At 72.0% G+C, this 15,053-nt stretch carries 20 protein-coding genes; 12 read left to right on the forward strand and 8 right to left on the reverse strand.

The genetic code is table 11. The annotated features are described in order from the left end of the window. The first annotated feature begins 12 nt into the window (after positions 1 to 12). Positions 13 to 492 (forward strand): MarR family winged helix-turn-helix transcriptional regulator, encoded by a 480-nt coding sequence (locus ACWDN5_RS20565; protein ID WP_396136877.1) that lies wholly within the window; start codon positions 13 to 15, stop codon positions 490 to 492. Here the strand turns inward: ACWDN5_RS20565 and ACWDN5_RS20570 are convergent, their stop codons facing one another. The 3 genes from ACWDN5_RS20570 to ACWDN5_RS20580 form a co-directional block, all read right to left on the reverse strand. Beyond that, on the reverse strand, positions 493 to 912 hold the full coding sequence (locus ACWDN5_RS20570; RefSeq protein ID WP_449677417.1) for an ATP-binding protein: 420 nt from the start codon (positions 910 to 912) through the stop codon (positions 493 to 495). 62 nt (positions 913 to 974) lie between these two features. Then, entirely contained in the window at positions 975 to 1,754 is a 780-nt protein-coding gene (locus ACWDN5_RS20575) for a SigB/SigF/SigG family RNA polymerase sigma factor (protein WP_449677418.1), read from the reverse strand. Further along, complete coding sequence (locus ACWDN5_RS20580; protein WP_310968084.1) at positions 1,751 to 2,167, reverse strand: anti-sigma factor; 417 nt, start codon at positions 2,165 to 2,167, stop codon at positions 1,751 to 1,753. Before ACWDN5_RS20580 ends, ACWDN5_RS20575 begins: the two co-directional genes overlap by 4 nt. A 163-nt stretch (positions 2,168 to 2,330) precedes the next feature. Here ACWDN5_RS20580 and ACWDN5_RS20585 point away from each other — a divergent pair, with 163 nt between their 5' ends. From ACWDN5_RS20585 to ACWDN5_RS20595, 3 genes are all read left to right on the forward strand, one after another. After that, positions 2,331 to 2,639: a WhiB family transcriptional regulator gene (locus tag ACWDN5_RS20585; protein ID WP_310968083.1), complete on the forward strand. Its 309-nt coding sequence runs from the start codon at positions 2,331 to 2,333 to the stop codon at positions 2,637 to 2,639. 218 nt (positions 2,640 to 2,857) lie between these two features. Further along, the gene (locus ACWDN5_RS20590) at positions 2,858 to 3,211 is read left to right on the forward strand and encodes an STAS domain-containing protein (RefSeq protein ID WP_003078104.1); all 354 of its coding nucleotides are present in this window, start codon (positions 2,858 to 2,860) and stop codon (positions 3,209 to 3,211) included. A 58-nt stretch (positions 3,212 to 3,269) separates the two neighbouring features. Further along, positions 3,270 to 4,058 carry a metal-dependent hydrolase gene (locus tag ACWDN5_RS20595; protein ID WP_310968499.1) on the forward strand — a complete coding sequence of 263 codons (789 nt, stop codon included), beginning with the start codon at positions 3,270 to 3,272 and terminating at the stop codon, positions 4,056 to 4,058. Here ACWDN5_RS20595 and ACWDN5_RS20600 read toward each other — a convergent pair. Further along, entirely contained in the window at positions 4,021 to 4,794 is a 774-nt protein-coding gene (locus ACWDN5_RS20600) for a nuclear transport factor 2 family protein (RefSeq protein WP_449677419.1), read from the reverse strand. The genes ACWDN5_RS20595 and ACWDN5_RS20600 overlap by 38 nt on opposite strands. Positions 4,795 to 4,890: 96 nt before the next feature. Between ACWDN5_RS20600 and ACWDN5_RS20605 the strand changes: the two genes are divergently transcribed. From ACWDN5_RS20605 to ACWDN5_RS20615, 3 genes are all read left to right on the forward strand, one after another. Further along, complete coding sequence (locus tag ACWDN5_RS20605) at positions 4,891 to 5,436, forward strand: TetR/AcrR family transcriptional regulator (protein ID WP_310968081.1); 546 nt, start codon at positions 4,891 to 4,893, stop codon at positions 5,434 to 5,436. Between the two features lie 92 nt (positions 5,437 to 5,528). Beyond that, complete coding sequence (locus tag ACWDN5_RS20610; protein WP_310968080.1) at positions 5,529 to 5,849, forward strand: hypothetical protein; 321 nt, start codon at positions 5,529 to 5,531, stop codon at positions 5,847 to 5,849. Positions 5,850 to 5,887: 38 nt separating this feature from the next. Beyond that, on the forward strand, positions 5,888 to 6,349 hold the full coding sequence (locus ACWDN5_RS20615) for a hypothetical protein (RefSeq protein ID WP_449677420.1): 462 nt from the start codon (positions 5,888 to 5,890) through the stop codon (positions 6,347 to 6,349). Here the strand turns inward: ACWDN5_RS20615 and ACWDN5_RS20620 are convergent. Further along, the gene (locus tag ACWDN5_RS20620) at positions 6,346 to 7,983 is read right to left on the reverse strand and encodes an ABC transporter permease (RefSeq protein WP_449677421.1); all 1,638 of its coding nucleotides are present in this window, start codon (positions 7,981 to 7,983) and stop codon (positions 6,346 to 6,348) included. The genes ACWDN5_RS20615 and ACWDN5_RS20620 overlap by 4 nt on opposite strands. Then, positions 7,980 to 8,876 carry an ABC transporter ATP-binding protein gene (locus ACWDN5_RS20625; protein WP_310968077.1) on the reverse strand — a complete coding sequence of 299 codons (897 nt, stop codon included), beginning with the start codon at positions 8,874 to 8,876 and terminating at the stop codon, positions 7,980 to 7,982. The genes ACWDN5_RS20620 and ACWDN5_RS20625 overlap by 4 nt, the downstream gene beginning before the upstream one ends. Before the next feature lie 93 nt (positions 8,877 to 8,969). On the opposite strand from ACWDN5_RS20625, the gene ACWDN5_RS20630 reads away from it, so the two are divergent. The 4 genes from ACWDN5_RS20630 to ACWDN5_RS20645 all read left to right on the forward strand — a co-directional run bounded on the left by ACWDN5_RS20630 (position 8,970) and on the right by ACWDN5_RS20645 (position 11,695). Next, positions 8,970 to 9,458 carry a GbsR/MarR family transcriptional regulator gene (locus ACWDN5_RS20630; RefSeq protein WP_310968076.1) on the forward strand — a complete coding sequence of 163 codons (489 nt, stop codon included), beginning with the start codon at positions 8,970 to 8,972 and terminating at the stop codon, positions 9,456 to 9,458. Between the two features lie 70 nt (positions 9,459 to 9,528). Further along, entirely contained in the window at positions 9,529 to 10,194 is a 666-nt protein-coding gene (locus ACWDN5_RS20635; protein WP_310968075.1) for an SGNH/GDSL hydrolase family protein, read from the forward strand. A gap of 419 nt (positions 10,195 to 10,613) precedes the next feature. Beyond that, positions 10,614 to 11,219 (forward strand): RNA polymerase sigma factor, encoded by a 606-nt coding sequence (locus tag ACWDN5_RS20640; protein WP_086843814.1) that lies wholly within the window; start codon positions 10,614 to 10,616, stop codon positions 11,217 to 11,219. Further along, positions 11,216 to 11,695, forward strand: coding sequence for a hypothetical protein (locus ACWDN5_RS20645; protein WP_086843812.1), 480 nt, complete (start codon positions 11,216 to 11,218; stop codon positions 11,693 to 11,695). The genes ACWDN5_RS20640 and ACWDN5_RS20645 overlap by 4 nt, the downstream gene beginning before the upstream one ends. On the opposite strand, the gene ACWDN5_RS20650 is transcribed toward ACWDN5_RS20645, so the two are convergent. Both ACWDN5_RS20650 and ACWDN5_RS20655 read right to left on the reverse strand, forming a co-directional pair. After that, positions 11,692 to 12,456, reverse strand: coding sequence for a polysaccharide deacetylase family protein (locus tag ACWDN5_RS20650; RefSeq protein WP_449677422.1), 765 nt, complete (start codon positions 12,454 to 12,456; stop codon positions 11,692 to 11,694). The genes ACWDN5_RS20645 and ACWDN5_RS20650 overlap by 4 nt on opposite strands. A gap of 108 nt (positions 12,457 to 12,564) precedes the next feature. Then, entirely contained in the window at positions 12,565 to 13,014 is a 450-nt protein-coding gene (locus ACWDN5_RS20655; RefSeq protein WP_449677423.1) for an SRPBCC family protein, read from the reverse strand. 69 nt (positions 13,015 to 13,083) lie between these two features. Here ACWDN5_RS20655 and ACWDN5_RS20660 point away from each other — a divergent pair, with 69 nt between their 5' ends. Beyond that, positions 13,084 to 15,051 carry an FUSC family protein gene (locus ACWDN5_RS20660; protein WP_449677424.1) on the forward strand — a complete coding sequence of 656 codons (1,968 nt, stop codon included), beginning with the start codon at positions 13,084 to 13,086 and terminating at the stop codon, positions 15,049 to 15,051. Positions 15,052 to 15,053 lie beyond the last annotated feature (2 nt).

Here is a 15,053-nt window from a genome sequence, read left to right on the forward strand (position 1 = left end):
GCCGTCATGGCGATGACTGCGGGTCCGGAGGGACTGGGGACCCGGATGCGTCACGTCCTCGAAATCCTCGACGGCGACGTGGCGCGCTTCCTCGCCGACATCGGCCTCGACGACTACCGGCCGCGGTACTCGCCGGTGGTGCGGGCGCTGCTCGCGCGCGGCCCGCTGGCCATCCGCGACCTCGCCGGGGAGATGCGCGTGACGCACTCGGCGGCCAGCCAGACCGTCGCGCAGATGAACCGGGCCGGGTTCGTCAGCCTGGAGCCGGGCGCCGACGCCCGCCAGCGGATCGTGTCGCTCACGCCGCGGACGCGCGAGCTGCTGCCGCTGATCGAGGCGGAGTGGACGGCGACGACCGAGGCGACGGAAGCGCTGGAAGCCGAGCTACCGTACTCGCTGCGGGCCCTGCTGGACGCGCTTATGGCGGCCCTGGAGCGCAAGCCGTTCCGGGAGCGGATCGGCGAGACCGATGCCGCGCGCGAACTGCGCTGATCAAGCGTCCGGCAGCGCGAACACGGCCCAGACGTACTTGCCGCCGGGGCAGCGTTCGAAGCCCCAGTCCAGCGACAGCGCCTGGACCAGGACGAGCCCCCGGCTGCGCGCCTCCGCCGGGGACGGCGCGCGCAGCTCGGGCAGCATCCGGCCGGTGTCGTGCACCCGCAGTGTCAGCCGGCCGTCGGTGTACTCCAGTTCGAGCCGCTGGGGCCGTTCACCGTGCTCGAAGGCGTTGGTGACCAGCTCCGACGTCGCCAGCAGGACGTCTTCGAGCTGCTGCTCCCGCACGCCGAGGCGCAGCAGCGCCGTCCGGACCTCGTGCCGGGCCAGTGCCGGAGCCGTGACGTCGGCCGGGAGGAGCACCCTCAGCGGGGCGGCCGCCGCGGCGGAACGCTGCGGCATTCTCGACGTCGTCATCCGGTCCCCCTCCCAGTGAGTTCGGTACCGCCCGCCAAGTACCCAAGTGGCGGATGGGCTAATCAGGTGCCGTCGGCCAGCTCGGATTCGTCCAGGCCGGACCGCAGTTTCTTCAGCGTCGCGGCCAGCAGCCGCGACACCTGCATCTGGGACACCCCGACGCGGCGGGCGATGTCCGACTGGCTCATCCCCGAGCCGAACCGCAGCGCGACGATCTTGCGCTCCCGCTCCGGCAGGCTCTCCAGCATCGGGCGCAGTGCCTCGCGCAGCTCGGCCTGGCCGAGCTCGGCGTCCGGCGCCCCGAAGCGCGTGTGCGCCGCGTTCTCCAGCAGGTGGTCCAGCGACGCGCCGTAGCGGCCCTGACCGGCGCGTAGCCCCTCGTAGACGTCCTCGATGGGCACTCCGAGCCGCCCGGCGATCTCGCTCGGCTTCGGCGCGCGCGAGAGCTGCACGGTGAGCTCCTCGCGCGCGGCGGAGATGTTCGCGTTCAGCTCCTTGAGCCGTCGCGGCACCCGCACCGACCAGCTGTTGTCCCGGAAGTGGTGCCGCAGTTCCCCGGAGATCGTGGGGACGGCGAACGCCAGGAAGTCCGTTCCCTGTTCGGGGTCGAACCGGTCGACGGCGTGGATCAGCCCGACCGTGGCGATCTGGACCAGGTCCTCCATCGCCTCGTCCCGGTTGCGGAACTTCCGGGCCAGGTTCCGCGCCAGCTCCAGGTGCGCGCGCACGAGGGTGTCGCGGATGCGCTCGCGCTCCGGCGAGCCCGCCGCCGCGGCGGCGAGTTGGCGGAACAGCGTGCCGACGTCGAGGTCGCCCTCGCTGCTCCCGGCGGGATCGCTCACGAGTCCGCCGCCTGGCTCTCCCGGACGAGGTCCACTCGCGACAGGTAGCGGCCGTTCTCCGGCGTGATCGTGCGCTCGGCCGACGTCGCGAGCGCCGTCAGCAGCTGCCACGACAGGCCGGCGTCGTCCTCGTGGTCGGCGCTGTCGGCCAGCACCGACACCGAGACCTCGATGCGCGGCCCGTTCCAGGAGAAGACGCAGGTCAGCCGGCCGTCCGAGCTGGCGGGGAGCAGCAGTGAGCACGCTTCGTCCACCGCCATCCGGAGGTCCTCGACGGCGTCGAGGTCGAAGTCCTGGCGCATCGCGATGTCGGCCACGATGGTCCGCAGCGTGGGCACGACGTGCGGGATCGCGGCCGTCCGCACCTCGATGACCTGCGCGCCTTCCGGGACGAGCGGGGCGTTGTCCTCCACGTTTGTTCCTTTCTCCGCACTCGCGCTGCCGGGGATCGGCGGTCTCTGCCACGCCCGGTCAGCGAGATGCCCGTGGGGTGAGCAAACCAAACCCGGGTTTGATCCGCTCCACCGGCGGGCATGTAGCGGTCGACATGCTGATCCTGGGAAAGGCGGGGACGACATGGCTGACGTGAGCCGGCTGCCCAACGTGGTTGCTGAAGAGTGGGAATGGCAGCTGCGCGGCTCGTGCCGGGGTGCGGACAGCAGCCTGTTCTTCCACACGGACAACGAGCGGGGTTCGGCGCGGGAGCGGCGCGAGTCGCGCGCCAAGGCCATCTGCCAGACCTGCCCGGTTCTGGCCCAGTGCCGCACGCACGCGATGACCGTACAGGAGCCGTACGGCATCTGGGGCGGCCTCGGCGAGATCGAGCGGCGGCAGTTGTTCCTGCGCCAGCGCAGGGCGGCGCGGAAGGCCGTCAGTGCGCACTGAGCAGAGCGCTGAGCAGGCAGGATTTGATCGCCGGTGAGCAGTACACGCGAAAGGGCGGCGGCCGTGGCGGGTGCGGTCGCTTCCTGGGTTAGGGTTGGCCCCGGAGTTGCCTTGACCGTGCCAGGCGCGAGCTTTGGAAAGGCACGGTGACACGGTTGCCGCTTGAGACAACAGGCGCGTACCCGGCGCAGGAGCAGCGCCTGACGAGGAGAAACTGCATGCCCGCAGCCGACCAGAACGCCACCCCGCCCGGGTTCGGCATCACGCTGGACACCGACGCGACGGAACCCCGGGTGGTGGTCACCGGCGAGCTCGACCTGCTGACCAGCCCGCAGCTGCAAGAGGCCCTGGCGGGGCTGATCGCGGACAAGCGCGCGCAGCGGGTCGTGGCCGATCTGACCGGGGTGACCTTCTTCGATTCCTCCGCGCTGAACGTGGTGCTCCGCGCACAACGCCAGGCCGGCGAGCAGGACGTCGAACTCGCGGTCGTCCCGAGCCCCGCGGTGAGCCGCGTGATCGAGCTCACCGGCGTGGCCGAACACCTGAGCGTGTCGGAAGACCCCCAAGCCTGACCGCCCGCTACGGTTCCGCGGACTGATTTTCGTTCGCGGACCTGGGGGCGGCACGATGATGGGGCGGACGCACGCCCTGACCGGCTGGTGCGCGGGCTTGGCCCTGGCGCCCGCGGTGGGGGCGGGTTCGGTGCACCAGGCGGTCGTCTTCGCGGCGACCACGGCGGGGTTCGCCCTGCTGCCCGACCTCGACCACCCCGGAGCGAGCGCGTCCCGCCTCCTCGGCTGGCTGACGGGCGCGTTGTCCTGGGTGCTGCGCCGCGTCTCGGCGGGCTTCTACGCGCTGACGAAGGGCCCGCGGGACGAGAAGGTCTCGGGCAAGCACCGCCACCTGTCCCACACGGTCCTGTTCGCGGCCGGCCTCGGCCTGCTGACGTCGTGGGGCACGACGGAAGGCGGCCCGTGGGCGGTCGTCGGCGTGGTCGTCTTCGGCCTGATGCTGGCCGAAGGCGCCCTGGGCGACTGGCTCCTGCCGGTGAGCGGAGCGGCGGTGGCGTGGTGGTTCTTCACGGCCCCACCCGATCGAGCGGGTGAACTGGAGTCCATTTCGGGCTGGCTCGGGATCGCGGTGGCGGCCGGGTGCCTGACCCACTGCCTGGGCGACGCCCTGACCGAGGCCGGGTGCCCGTTCCTGTTCCCGATCCCCATCGCGGGCGAGACGTGGTACGAGATCCGGCCACCCCGGGTGTTGCGCTTCCGGACCGGCAAGAAGGTCGAGAAGCGGCTGATTTTCCCGGTGTTCGCGCTGCTCGGGGTGCTGCTGGTGCCGGGCGTGTGGGAGCACACGGTGAGCACGTTCGAGCGGCTGTTCATCCCGCCGACGAGCCAGCGGGCGACCACGCCTTGAGCCGTTCCGCCGCGGCGGCGGTGTCGGTGTAGTCGCGGGAGCGGGCGATCAGCCCGTCCCGGATGGTGAGGACCATGACGTAGGAGACGGCGAAGGCCGTATCGCGGACCTCCTGGTGCAGGTCGAACTCGGCGACCAGGGTGCCGGGGTCGTTCGTTTCGTGGACCACGACGTTCTCGGCCTTGGTGATCCGCCGTGACTCGGCGGCGGCGCGAAAGCGGCGGCGCAGCTCTTCGCGGCCCTCGGTCACGCGAGGCACGCCCGGGAGGGTGAACGGCATCTCGAGGACGACGTCTTCGGCGTACAGGTCGGCGAGGTCGTCCCAGCGGTTCTCCACCGAGGCGGCGAGGAACCGGTCGAACACCGCCCGTGTGAGCTTCGAAGCGGCCGAAACGTTCGGGTAGTCGCGGTAGGAGGTGATTTCGCCGTCCGAGACCGTCACGATCCCGACCGAAGACGGGAGCTCCACACCCGGGCCCTTGACGACCACCTCCACCACGAACCCCGACTCCGAGAGGGTCGTCGTGACCCGCGCTCCCGTCAGGCCCGCCGCCCGGGCCCGGGTGCCGCCGTCGGTCAACGTCGACACCACGGCCTCGCGTCCTTCGATCCGCTGTCCCAGGAACGGCACCTCGAACACCGCATCGGCGGCGATCAGGGACGCGAACCGGGAGGCGTCGAAGGTGGCCATCCCCTCGCGGACCAGGTCGGCGATTTCGGGCGTGGTCTGCGGCATCGGAATTCTCCTGCCAAACTGGGCGTTGAATCGGAACGGTGGGCCCGCTTAGGACGATACGGAGCGATCGTTCCGGTTGTCAACGAGGAGAACGTGATGGAGAAGATGCGCGCCGACGCCCGGCGCAACCGGGCCAAGGTGCTGGCCGCCGCCGAGGAGGCCTTCGCCCTGGACGGCCTGGCCGTGCCGCTCGACGACATCGCGCGGCTCGCGGGGGTCGGGGCCGGCACCGTCTACCGGCACTTCCCCAGCAAGGAAGCCCTGTTCCAGGCCGTCGTCCTCGAACGGATCCAGCAGTTCGCCGAGGAGGCCCGCGCGCTCGCCGGCGCCGAGGAGCCCGGCGAGGTCTTCGTCGACTACTTCGTCCGGGTGATCAAGCAGGCGTCCCTCAACCGGGCCATCTGCGACGCCCTGGCCGAGTCCAGCGGCCACGCCTTCAAGGCCGGCGCGGGCGAGGAGTTCCGCGCCGCGCTGGCCGAGCTGCTCGCCCGAGCGCAGGCGAGCGGCACCATCCGCCCCGACATCGACGGCGACGACCTGCGGGCACTCATCGTCGGCTGCCTCGCCGTCGAGCGGTACGCCCCGGGCAGTGCGCACCTGGTCCGGGTGGTGATCGACGGCCTGCGGACCCGCGCAGGCTGAGAAATCTCCGGGGTGCGCATCGGGTAACACGACGTAAGATCAACGCGAGTTAGTCCTCGTACCTGCGCTGCGCGTGGCGAGGGGGTGCCCGGATGAACGGCCGACCTACCTGGGGCTCCGCCGCGGTCACGGGGCTCGCCGGGTTCGCCACCGGCCTGCTGGTCGCCGCGCTGCTCATCGCCGGGCGGAGCACGCCTCGCACCGTCGACACCATCACGCCGCCGACCAGGACGGTTGCCGCGGTTCCCGTCACCGTCACCACCTCCGCGACGCCGTCCACGGTCACGTCCGTGGAGACGTCCCCGCCGACGACGACCACCAGCTTCGTCGAGGTCACCGTCGAGCCGACGACCTCGGTCACGCCCACTTCGCAGACCCCCGCGTTGCCGTTCACCAGCGGATGGCGCGACTGACGGTGCAACCCGGCGGCCGCCGGTCCCGTCTGGTCGGCATGCGCTACGCACTGGGGTTCGCGATGCTCCTGACGGCGGGTTGTGCCGGGCCGGAGCTCGCCTGCACCGCCATCGGCGTCCCGATCGGCATCAGCCTGTCCATTCCGGCCCCGAACGGCATCTCGAAAGCCACGCTCGAAGCCTGCTGGCGCGGCCAGTGCCTGACGCGCGACGTCGGCCTCTACCCCGAGACGTCGGCGGGCGCGACGACCTGCACCGGCACCGGCCCGGACAGCTCGTGCGGCACGTCGATGGTCCCGACCGGCGGGCTCCACGGCTTCGCGGACCTCCCCGGCCTGCCCGCCGAACCGGTCCGGGTCACCGTCCGGTTCGACGACGGGAAACCGCACACGATCGACGTGACGCCGGCCTTCGCCGAGGCGAACGGGCCCGGCTGCGGTAAGGGCGGCCCGCAGGCGCAGCTCGTGGCCGGTCCCGACCACGAGCTGCGGGTGCGTTAGCCGACGTCCCGGCGCTTCCAGCCGGCCAGACCGGCGACCAGGGCGACGACGGCCACCGCCGCCAGCCACACCAGCGGCGTCGCGGTGAACTCCTGGCCCGGGATCTTCGGCGGGTGCTGGAACGGCGAGACGTCCAGCACCACCTGCGGCAGGTTGACGATCGGGCCGAACAGGCTCAGCAGCAGCGCCAGCGCCCCGACCGCCCACGCCGCCGCCGAAAAGCCCGGCAGCAGCCCGAAGATCGCCACCGCCAGCGCGACCACCACCCAGGCCGCGGGCAGCTGGACGAGCATCCCGGACAGGGTGTCCGCGAGGGAGCCGCCGACGTCGCCGGTGCGCAGCCCGTTCGCCAGGCCCATGAAGACCGCGCCGGACAGCAGCAGCGCGGCCGTGCCGAAGAAGGCGAACACCAGGTGGCCGGCCGCCCAGCGCAGCTTCCCGACGCTGGTGGCGAGCACCGGCTCGAGCCGGATCGCGGTCTCCTCGCCGCGCATCCGCAGCACCGCCTGGACGCCGTACAGCGACGCCACCATCGCGAACATCCCGGCCATCGCGGCCAGGAACGCCTGCGTCAGCGCGTGGCTGCCGCCGAGCCGCTCGAAGATCTGCTGGGCCTGCGGGCTCGAGCCGACCAGGTCGCCGATGCCGCTGGCGATCGAGCCGAACACCGCGCCGACCACGGCCGTGCCGATGAGCCAGCCCAGCAGCGGTCCCCGGTGCAGCCGCCAGGCGAGGGCGAGCGGGGACCGCAGGCTTGCCGCGGCGCGGGCCGGGCCCGGGCGGGGCGGCAGGATGCCGACGCCGACGTCGCGGCGGGGCAGCAGCCAGTAGCCGGCCGCGCCGACGGCCAGCGCGAACCCCAGCGGCAGCAGGAGCACCCACCAGCGTTCCCCGGCGAAGGCCCGGACCTGCTGCACCCAGCCGATCGGCGACAGCCAGGACAGCCAGCGGGCGTCCACAGTGGAATCCCCGGCGCCGCGGAGCAGGAACGCGGCGCCGACCACGGCGGTCCCGATGCCGTTCGCCGTCCGGGAGTACTCGGCCAGCTGGACGGCGACCGCCGCGACGGCCGTGAACACCAGCCCGGCCAGGGCTTCCGCCGCGCCGAAGGCGAGCGAACCGGCCGCGGGCAGGCCGGCACCGATCAGGGTGACCGCCTGGATCACCCCGGTCAGCACGCTCGCGCCGCCGGCCACCAGCAGGGCCGCCGTCAGCGCCGCGTACCGGCCGACCACCGCGGACGCGAGCAGTTCCGCGCGCCCGGTGTCCTCCTCGGCGCGGGTGTGCCGGGTGACCGTGAAGACGGCCATCAACCCGGTGAGCAGCGCCAGGAACCCGCACATGCGCCAGGCGATGAACCCGCCGGCCGTGGTGAGGTCGAACGGCGGGCCGTAGAGCAGCGCGTAGGACGGGTTGGCGTTCGCCCCCGCCTGCAGGGCGAGCCGGTCGGCGACGGTCGGGTAGAACTGCGTGAACGTGTTGACCGTGCTCGCCGGGACGACGCTGAGCAGCACGATCCAGATCGGCAGGACCACGCGGTCGCGGCGCAGCGCGAGCCGGGTGAGGTGCCCGGTGCCGGCCAGTTCGTGCGCGGGCGCCACCGCGGCTTCGGTGCGGGCGAGCGTCGCGGTCATTTCGCGCTCGCTTCGGTCGTGTAGTGGCGCAGGAACAGCTCCTCCAGCGTCGGCGGCTGGCTGACCAGGCTCCGGACGCCGACCTCGGTCAGCTGCCGGAGGGCTTCGTCGAGCGAGCGCGTCTCGACGTCGAAGCGGACGCGGTTGCCCTCGACCTTGAGGTCGTGGATGTTGGCCAGCTCGGTGAGCCCGTTCGGCGGCCCGGCGAGCTCGGCGGTGATCGACGTCCGGGTCAGGTGCCGCAGTTCGGCGAGCGTGCCCGACTCGACCGTGCGGCCGTTGCGGATGATGCTGACCTTGTCGCACAGCGCCTCGACCTCGGCGAGGATGTGGCTGGAGAGCAGCACGGTCCGGCCCTGCTCGCGCTCCTCCTGGATGGCGTACTGGAAGGTCGCCTCCATCAGCGGGTCGAGGCCGGACGTCGGCTCGTCGAGGATCAGCAGGTCGACGCGGGAGGCGAGGGCGGCGACGATGGCGACCTTCTGCCGGTTGCCCTTCGAGTACGTCCGCCCCTTCTTCTTCGGGTCGAGGTCGAAGCGCTCGATGAGGTCGGCGCGGCGTTTCTCGTCCAGGCCGCCGCGCAGGCGCCCGAGCAGGTCGATCACCTCGCCGCCGGAGAGGTTGGGCCAGAGGTTGACGTCGCCGGGCACGTAGGCCAGGCGGCGGTGCAGGCTCGCGGCGTCCTTCCAGGGGTCGCCGCCGAGCAGCCGGACGTCCCCCGAGTCCGCGTGGAGCAGGCCGAGCAGCACCCGGACGGTGGTCGACTTCCCCGCGCCGTTGGGGCCGAGGAAGCCGTGCACCTCCCCAGCGGGTACCTGCAGGTCCAGGCCGTCGAGGGCCTTGGTCCGGCCGAACGACTTGTGCAGGCCGGTGACCGAAATGGCGTTTTCCATGCTTCGGAAGCTACACTTGCTTCATGAAGTTGTGAAGTTAAGAAAATGTCTAGATCGAGTGATCATGGGGGACGGGTACGGAAGGATGGGCCGATGACGACGCCTGAAGTGCAGCGAGATGAAGACGCCGTCCGCCGGTACGTCGAGAGCCTCGGGCTCGTGCTGTCGCAGATCGGGATGCAACGCATGCCGGCGCGGGTGTTCGCCGCGCTGATGACCACCGACGAGGGCCGGCTGACCGCCGCCGACCTGGCCGCCCAGCTGTCGGTCAGCCCGGCCGCCGTGTCCGGCGCGGTGCGCTACCTCGAGCAGATCGGCCTGGTCGCCAAGGAGCGCGAGCCCGGCGAGCGCCGCGACCACTACCGCCTCTACGACGACCTCTGGTACGCCACGTTCATGAAGCGCGACCGCATGATCATCATGTGGCGCGACGCCGCCGAGAACGGCATCGACGCCCTCGGCGAGGACACCCCGTCGGGCAAGCGGCTCGCCGAGATGCGGGACTTCCTGTCGTTCATGCTCGAAGAGCTCAACAACATGTACGAGCGCTGGCACAAGATGCGCGAGGAGAAGAACGCCTAACCGCGCCGGGTCACCACGCACCGGGCTGATCAGGCAGGAGGTTTCGATCGCGCACGGCTAGCTTCGAAGAATGGTGCTGCTCGCTCAGGCTCTGTACGTCAAGCGCAAGACCCCGCGGCTCCCCGGCGCGGCGGGGCCGGCGGAGGGGCTCGTCCCAGGTGACGGCGAGCCCTTCCGGCTCGCCGTGCTCGGCGAGTCCACGGTGGACGGTGTCGGCGCGGCGGACCACGGGGAAGCGCTCACCGGCTGCCTCGCCCGCGAGCTGGCCCGCGACGGCCGGGCGGTGCGCTGGCAGGCGGTCGGCCGGACCGGCGCCAACGCCCGGGTGGTCCGCGCCGAGCTCGTCCCGCTGGTCCGCCCGGCCGACCTGGTCGTGATCGCCCTCGGCGTCAACGACACCATCGAGCTCCGGACGGCTCCCGCCTACCGCCGTGACCTCCTGCGCCTGGTGCTCGACCTGCGCGGGCGGCTGGGCCCGGTCGACGTCCTGCTGGCCGGCGTGCCGCCGATGTCCCGCTTCCCGGCCCTGCCCCGACCGCTGCGTGACGTCCTTTCGGCTCGTTCGACCGCGTTGGACAAGGCCGCCGCGACGCTCGGGAGGGTCCCCGGCGTCCGGCACCTGCCGATGGATCCCGCGTTGCTCGACCCGGCCGCCTTCGCGAGCGACCGGTTCCACCCGGGCCCGGCCGGCTACGCCCGCTGGGCCGGGACGCTGGCACACGCTGTGATCAGTTAGCAGCTCTGCGTCGATCTTCAAAAAAAGTTGCCGATTCGGGTATCTGGCGGCGCCCTCACTGCGTCCTGTGGAGCAGCCAAGCACGGAGGAACACGACAGGGGGTGTCGCGTTCGCAGTGATCGCGGTGGCCGGGAGCCGAGGGGGCTGCCGGACACCGTCGGCCGGGTGCCCTTCGGGGGAGGGGACATCCGGCGGGGGCCCGTTGGGGAGCGGGTCCTTGAGGGAGGGGAGTACCGGCCGGTGCGGGTCCACGCGCGCCGGCCGGTACCTCACGGATTTGCCATTGACCGGTAGTGCACGACCGACGAAGTAAGTGACCTTGATGTATCCGAGATCCACCTGCACGCTCCTTCCCCCCGAAGGACCCGCGATACTGCCAACGCCGACTCGAAGACTCTTCCGAAGAGGGGCAGATACGGTGACCGACGTGCAAACCACAGAGGTAGATCCGCCGTGGGAGGGCCTGACCGGCGCCGAGCTGCACGCTGCGTGCATGCAGGCCGCCAGAGACGGTGACCGCCGGGCGATGGCCCGCCTCGTCGAAGAGCTGACCCCGCTCGTCTGGCACGTCGCCCGGGCCAACGGGCTCGACCGCGCGGTCGCCGAGGACGTCGTCCAGACCGTCTGGCTCGCGCTGTTCAGCCAGCTCGGCAAGCTCCGCGACCCCAAGGCCCTCGCCGCTTGGCTGATCACCACCACCCGCCGTGAGGCCACCCACCCGTTCGGCCGCCGCATGCAGCCGGTGCCGCTGAGCGACGAGGTGGCCGAGGCGATGCCGAGCACCCAACCGGCACCCGAGGACGAAGCCGTCCGCGCCGACCGCGACCGCCGGGTCTGGCGCGCCTTCGTCCGGCTGCCCCAACGCTGTCAGGAACTGCTCCGGCTGACCGTGCTCGCGGGTCGGGCGGAGTACCAGCTCGTCGCCGAGGCGCTGCGCATGCCGCGCGGCAGTGTCGGACCGACCAGGGGTCGCTGCCTCGACCAGATGCGCGATCTCCTCGCCAGTGAAGGGGGAAGCCGATGAACGACCTCGGGGCGCCGGGGGGCCAAGCCTCCTTCGGTGACGACGTGCTGCTGGCCGACATCGGCCGTTTCCTCGACGAGCTGGACCCGCCACCGGGAGACCTGGTGCAGCGGGTCCAATTCGCGCTCGCCCTGGAGGATCTCGACGTCGAGGTCGCCCGCTGGGAACGGCTGGACAACCTGGCCGGCGTCCGCGGCGGCGGCACCGGCACGATCACGTTCACCGTCAGCGATCTGACGGTGATGATCAACCTGACCAAGATGGGCAAGCTGCACCGGATCGACGGCTGGCTGGTACCCGCCGGCCAGTACGGCGTCGAGGTGCGGGTGGCCGAGCACGGGACGTCGTCGACCACGGCGGACGAGGGCGGCCGGTTCGTGCTCGACAACGTGCCGCGCGGGACGACGCAGATCCTCGTGCACCTGGGTGACGTGTCGTGCCGGCGGACGGTCGTGACGCCGACGGTGGTGCTTTAGCCGAGGAAGTCGGCCAGGGGGACGGGCGTCAGTCCGTCCTTCTCGGCCCGCTCCACGAACGCCGTGTAGTCCTCGGCGAACGTCTTCCGGAAGTGCATCAGCACGATGTCACCCGGCTTGAGCTTGTCGCCGGACTGGAACTGGACGACGCCGTCGTTGACCGCGGCCGTCCACAGCACCGAGGCGCGCATGCCGCAGGCGGCCGCCGCTTTCAGGGTGTTCTGGTCGTAGTTGCCGAACGGCGGGCGGAACAGCGACGGACGGATGCCGAGGCTCTTCTGGAAGTCGTCGGCGTCGTCGCAGATCTCCTTGCGCTGGAACTCGTACGGCTTGCCCTTGAGGTTCGGGTGGTCGACCGTGTGGTCGCCGAGCGTCGCGCCGGTGGCGTCCAGGATCTGCTTGAAGTAGGCCTCGTGGCCCTTCACGTACTTCTGGTTCAGGAACAGCACCGGGTGCGTGCCGTTCTCCTGCATCAGCTTCAGCGCGCCGGGGTCCTGCACGGCGCCGTCGTCCATGGTGAGGAAGACGTACGGCTTGTCGGTGGTGATCCGGCGGACGACCGGTACTTGACCGTTCTCGATCGGGGGCGCCTTCTGCTGGACCGTGCCGAACGGGTACGGACCGGACGTCTGCACGTCGGGGGCGGCCTGGGGCGCCGGGTTCGGCTGGCTCGTGCCGAACTCGCGCTCGTCCGGCTCGTGCGTCGAACAGGCAGTGAGCGCCAACGCGACCACGGCCAAGCCCGCCACCACTCGCTTCATCCCGCGCCCCCTCTCTCGCGGGTGATCGAAAAGACCACCCGAAAGAGTGACGTCGAGGGGGTGGGCGAAGTTGCGCCGGACGATCTTGTGTGGTGTGGCGCACCCAGGTCAGCGCCCGGTTTCGGCCGCCTTGACCAGCTTCGCCGAGAACAGCCGGATCACCGCCCGGAGCGTCGCGGCCAGCGCCGGACCGCTCCCGCGCACCGGCTCGGTGAACGAGCCCGTCCACCGCAGGTGCGTCCCGCCGCCGGGGGCCGGCGTGAAGAGCACTTCGGCGCGGTAGTCCTTGAGCGGCTTGCCCGCGGCGAAGCCGTAGACGTGCTTGCGGCCGGGCTCGTACTCGAGGGTCTCCTCGCGGATCAGCACCGGCCACAGTCCGACTTCGCGGACCGCGCCGACGCCCCCCGGCTCTTCGGTGCCCGGCCGTGCCCAGCGGGCCTGGACGATCAGTGGCTTTCCCCACTCCGCCCACCGCGGGCCGTCCGCTTCGAGCGCGAACAGCGCCTCCGGCGGCGCGGTGCTCGTGCGGTTGACCTCGTACGAGTACCTGCGGCCCACCGGAACCTCCCGAGTTGTTGACAGGTTGATAATTAATCCGTCTCCGGGAGCGTAGGTCAAGATGAGGGGGTGAGCACGCCGCGCCCCGACCTCGCCGCGCCGCACTGGCTGGTCCAGCTCCTGCGCAGCACGCCGGTGCCGGTGCCGTGGAACATGGTCGCCCGGGCCGTGGTCGCGCTGGCCGTGCCGCTCGCGATCGCCTACGCGGCGGGGGACATCGCCGTCGGCGCGCTCGTCTCGACCGGTGCCCTGCCCGCCGTGCTGTCCGAATCGGCCGGGCCCTACCGCTACCGCGCCCGCCGCCTCGGCGGGGCGACGCTCGCCGCGACCGCCGGGTACCTCGCCGGCCTGCTCACCGGCGGCACACCGGCGCTGTCGGTGCCCACGGTGATCCTGGTCGCCGCGGTGTCCGCGGTGATCAGCGCGGCCGGCAGCAACGCCTCGGTGGCCGGGCTGCAGATGCTCGTCTTCTGCGTGCTCGCCACCGGGCAGCACGCGACCGGCGTCCGCGTCGAGATCCTCTTCGGCTGCTTCTGCCTCGGCGCGGCCTGGAGCTTCCTGGTCGCGCTCGTCACCTGGACGGTCCGCGCGACCAGCCCCGAACGCACCGCCGTCGCGCACGTCTACGTCGAGCTGGCCGCGATGTTGTCGGCGAGCGACGAAGCCGTCTCGCGGGTGGCCCGCCACCGGCTGACCACGGCGATGAACACCGCCTACGACCAGCTGCTGACCGCGCGGTCCTGGTTGTCCGGCCGCGATGCCGCCTACCGCCACTTGCTCAACCTGCTGTCGGCGACGACGCCCGCCGTCGAGGCCTCGGTGGCGATGGTCAACACCGGCCGCCGCCCGGCGAGCGAGGTCATCGACCACTTCGTCGCGCTGTCCGCGGCGGTGCTGGCCGGCCAGCCGCTGCCGCCTCCGCCCCTCGCGCCGCCCGGCGACCCGGACCCGGTCCTCGCCGCGCTCTACGCGGGCCTGGTCCGGATCGGCAAGGGCGACGACCGCAAGCGCCGCGAGCCGACGCCGTGGTACCGCCGCCTGCGCGAGTGGGCGGCCTCGCTCGCGTCCGGCCCGCTGACCTGGATCGCCGCGCTGCGGCTGACGCTGTGCGTCGCGATCGCCGAGGTCGTCGGCCTGCTCGTGCCGCTGGAGCGGTCGTACTGGATCACGCTGACCGTCGGGATCGTGCTCAAGCCCGACTTCGGGTCCGTCTTCGGCCGCGCGGTGCTGCGGGGGATCGGCACGGTCATCGGCGTCGGGATCGGCGCCGCGGTGCTCGGCCTCGGCGCGAGCGGCTGGGTCCTGGTCGTGCTCAGCGCGGTCTTCGCCGGCGGCATCGCGATCGGGAAGGTGCGCAACTACGGCATCCAGAGCGCCTTCGTGACGCCGTTGATCATCCTGCAGATGGGCTTGGCCCACACCGGGAACTGGAGCGTGGTGCTGGCGCGGCTGGTCGACACCGTGCTCGGCTGCGTGATCGTGCTCGTCTTCGGCTACCTGCTGTGGCCGGGCAGCCGGCGCCCGCGGGTGGGCGGGCGGCTGGCCGACGGCCTCGACGCGGTCGCGAAGTACGTCGCGCACGCGCTGGTCGAGGCGTCGTCGGGAGAGGCGCGGCTGGCCCGGTCGCGGGCGCGGCGCGGGGCCTACCGCGCCCTGGCCGACCTGCGGACGGCGTTCCAGCAGGCCGTCGTCGAGCCGTCCGCGCACGGTCGCCAGGCGGTGGCGTGGTGGCCGGTGATCGCCGCGCAGGAGCGCGTCGCGGACGCCGTCACCGAGGTCGGCGTGACGATCGGGCGGGGCGTGCCGCCGCCGGCCCCGGCCGACGTCGAGCTGCTGACGGCCGCGCTGGGGGAACTCGCCTCGGCCGTCCGGGAGCAGCGGGAGCCGCGGTCGGTGCCGCTGCCGGACGCGCCGCAGCTGTCCGGGGTGGTCGACCAGCTGGAGTCGGCGTTCGACGCCGTCCGCGGTCCCGACCTGGCCGAACGCACGCCGCCGGGCCCGCTCCGGCGGTTCCTGCCCTACCCCAGGCGTTCGTGACG

The sequence above is a fragment of the Amycolatopsis sp. NPDC003731 genome (assembly GCF_053586895.1).

What these genes read in the sequence shown, in the direction of transcription:
- ACWDN5_RS20565 (WP_396136877.1), top strand. Translation starts at nt 13, where the DNA reads ATGACTGCGGGTCCGGAGGGACTGGGGACCCGGATGCGTCACGTCCTC.
- ACWDN5_RS20570 (WP_449677417.1), bottom strand. Translation starts at nt 912, where the DNA reads ATGACGACGTCGAGAATGCCGCAGCGTTCCGCCGCGGCGGCCGCCCCG.
- ACWDN5_RS20585 (WP_310968083.1), top strand. Translation starts at nt 2,331, where the DNA reads ATGGCTGACGTGAGCCGGCTGCCCAACGTGGTTGCTGAAGAGTGGGAA.
- ACWDN5_RS20590 (WP_003078104.1), top strand. Translation starts at nt 2,858, where the DNA reads ATGCCCGCAGCCGACCAGAACGCCACCCCGCCCGGGTTCGGCATCACG.
- ACWDN5_RS20595 (WP_310968499.1), top strand. Translation starts at nt 3,270, where the DNA reads ATGGGGCGGACGCACGCCCTGACCGGCTGGTGCGCGGGCTTGGCCCTG.
- ACWDN5_RS20600 (WP_449677419.1), bottom strand. Translation starts at nt 4,794, where the DNA reads ATGCCGCAGACCACGCCCGAAATCGCCGACCTGGTCCGCGAGGGGATG.
- ACWDN5_RS20605 (WP_310968081.1), top strand. Translation starts at nt 4,891, where the DNA reads ATGGAGAAGATGCGCGCCGACGCCCGGCGCAACCGGGCCAAGGTGCTG.
- ACWDN5_RS20610 (WP_310968080.1), top strand. Translation starts at nt 5,529, where the DNA reads ATGAACGGCCGACCTACCTGGGGCTCCGCCGCGGTCACGGGGCTCGCC.
- ACWDN5_RS20615 (WP_449677420.1), top strand. Translation starts at nt 5,888, where the DNA reads ATGCGCTACGCACTGGGGTTCGCGATGCTCCTGACGGCGGGTTGTGCC.
- ACWDN5_RS20620 (WP_449677421.1), bottom strand. Translation starts at nt 7,983, where the DNA reads ATGACCGCGACGCTCGCCCGCACCGAAGCCGCGGTGGCGCCCGCGCAC.
- ACWDN5_RS20625 (WP_310968077.1), bottom strand. Translation starts at nt 8,876, where the DNA reads ATGGAAAACGCCATTTCGGTCACCGGCCTGCACAAGTCGTTCGGCCGG.
- ACWDN5_RS20630 (WP_310968076.1), top strand. Translation starts at nt 8,970, where the DNA reads ATGACGACGCCTGAAGTGCAGCGAGATGAAGACGCCGTCCGCCGGTAC.
- ACWDN5_RS20635 (WP_310968075.1), top strand. Translation starts at nt 9,529, where the DNA reads ATGGTGCTGCTCGCTCAGGCTCTGTACGTCAAGCGCAAGACCCCGCGG.
- ACWDN5_RS20645 (WP_086843812.1), top strand. Translation starts at nt 11,216, where the DNA reads ATGAACGACCTCGGGGCGCCGGGGGGCCAAGCCTCCTTCGGTGACGAC.
- ACWDN5_RS20650 (WP_449677422.1), bottom strand. Translation starts at nt 12,456, where the DNA reads ATGAAGCGAGTGGTGGCGGGCTTGGCCGTGGTCGCGTTGGCGCTCACT.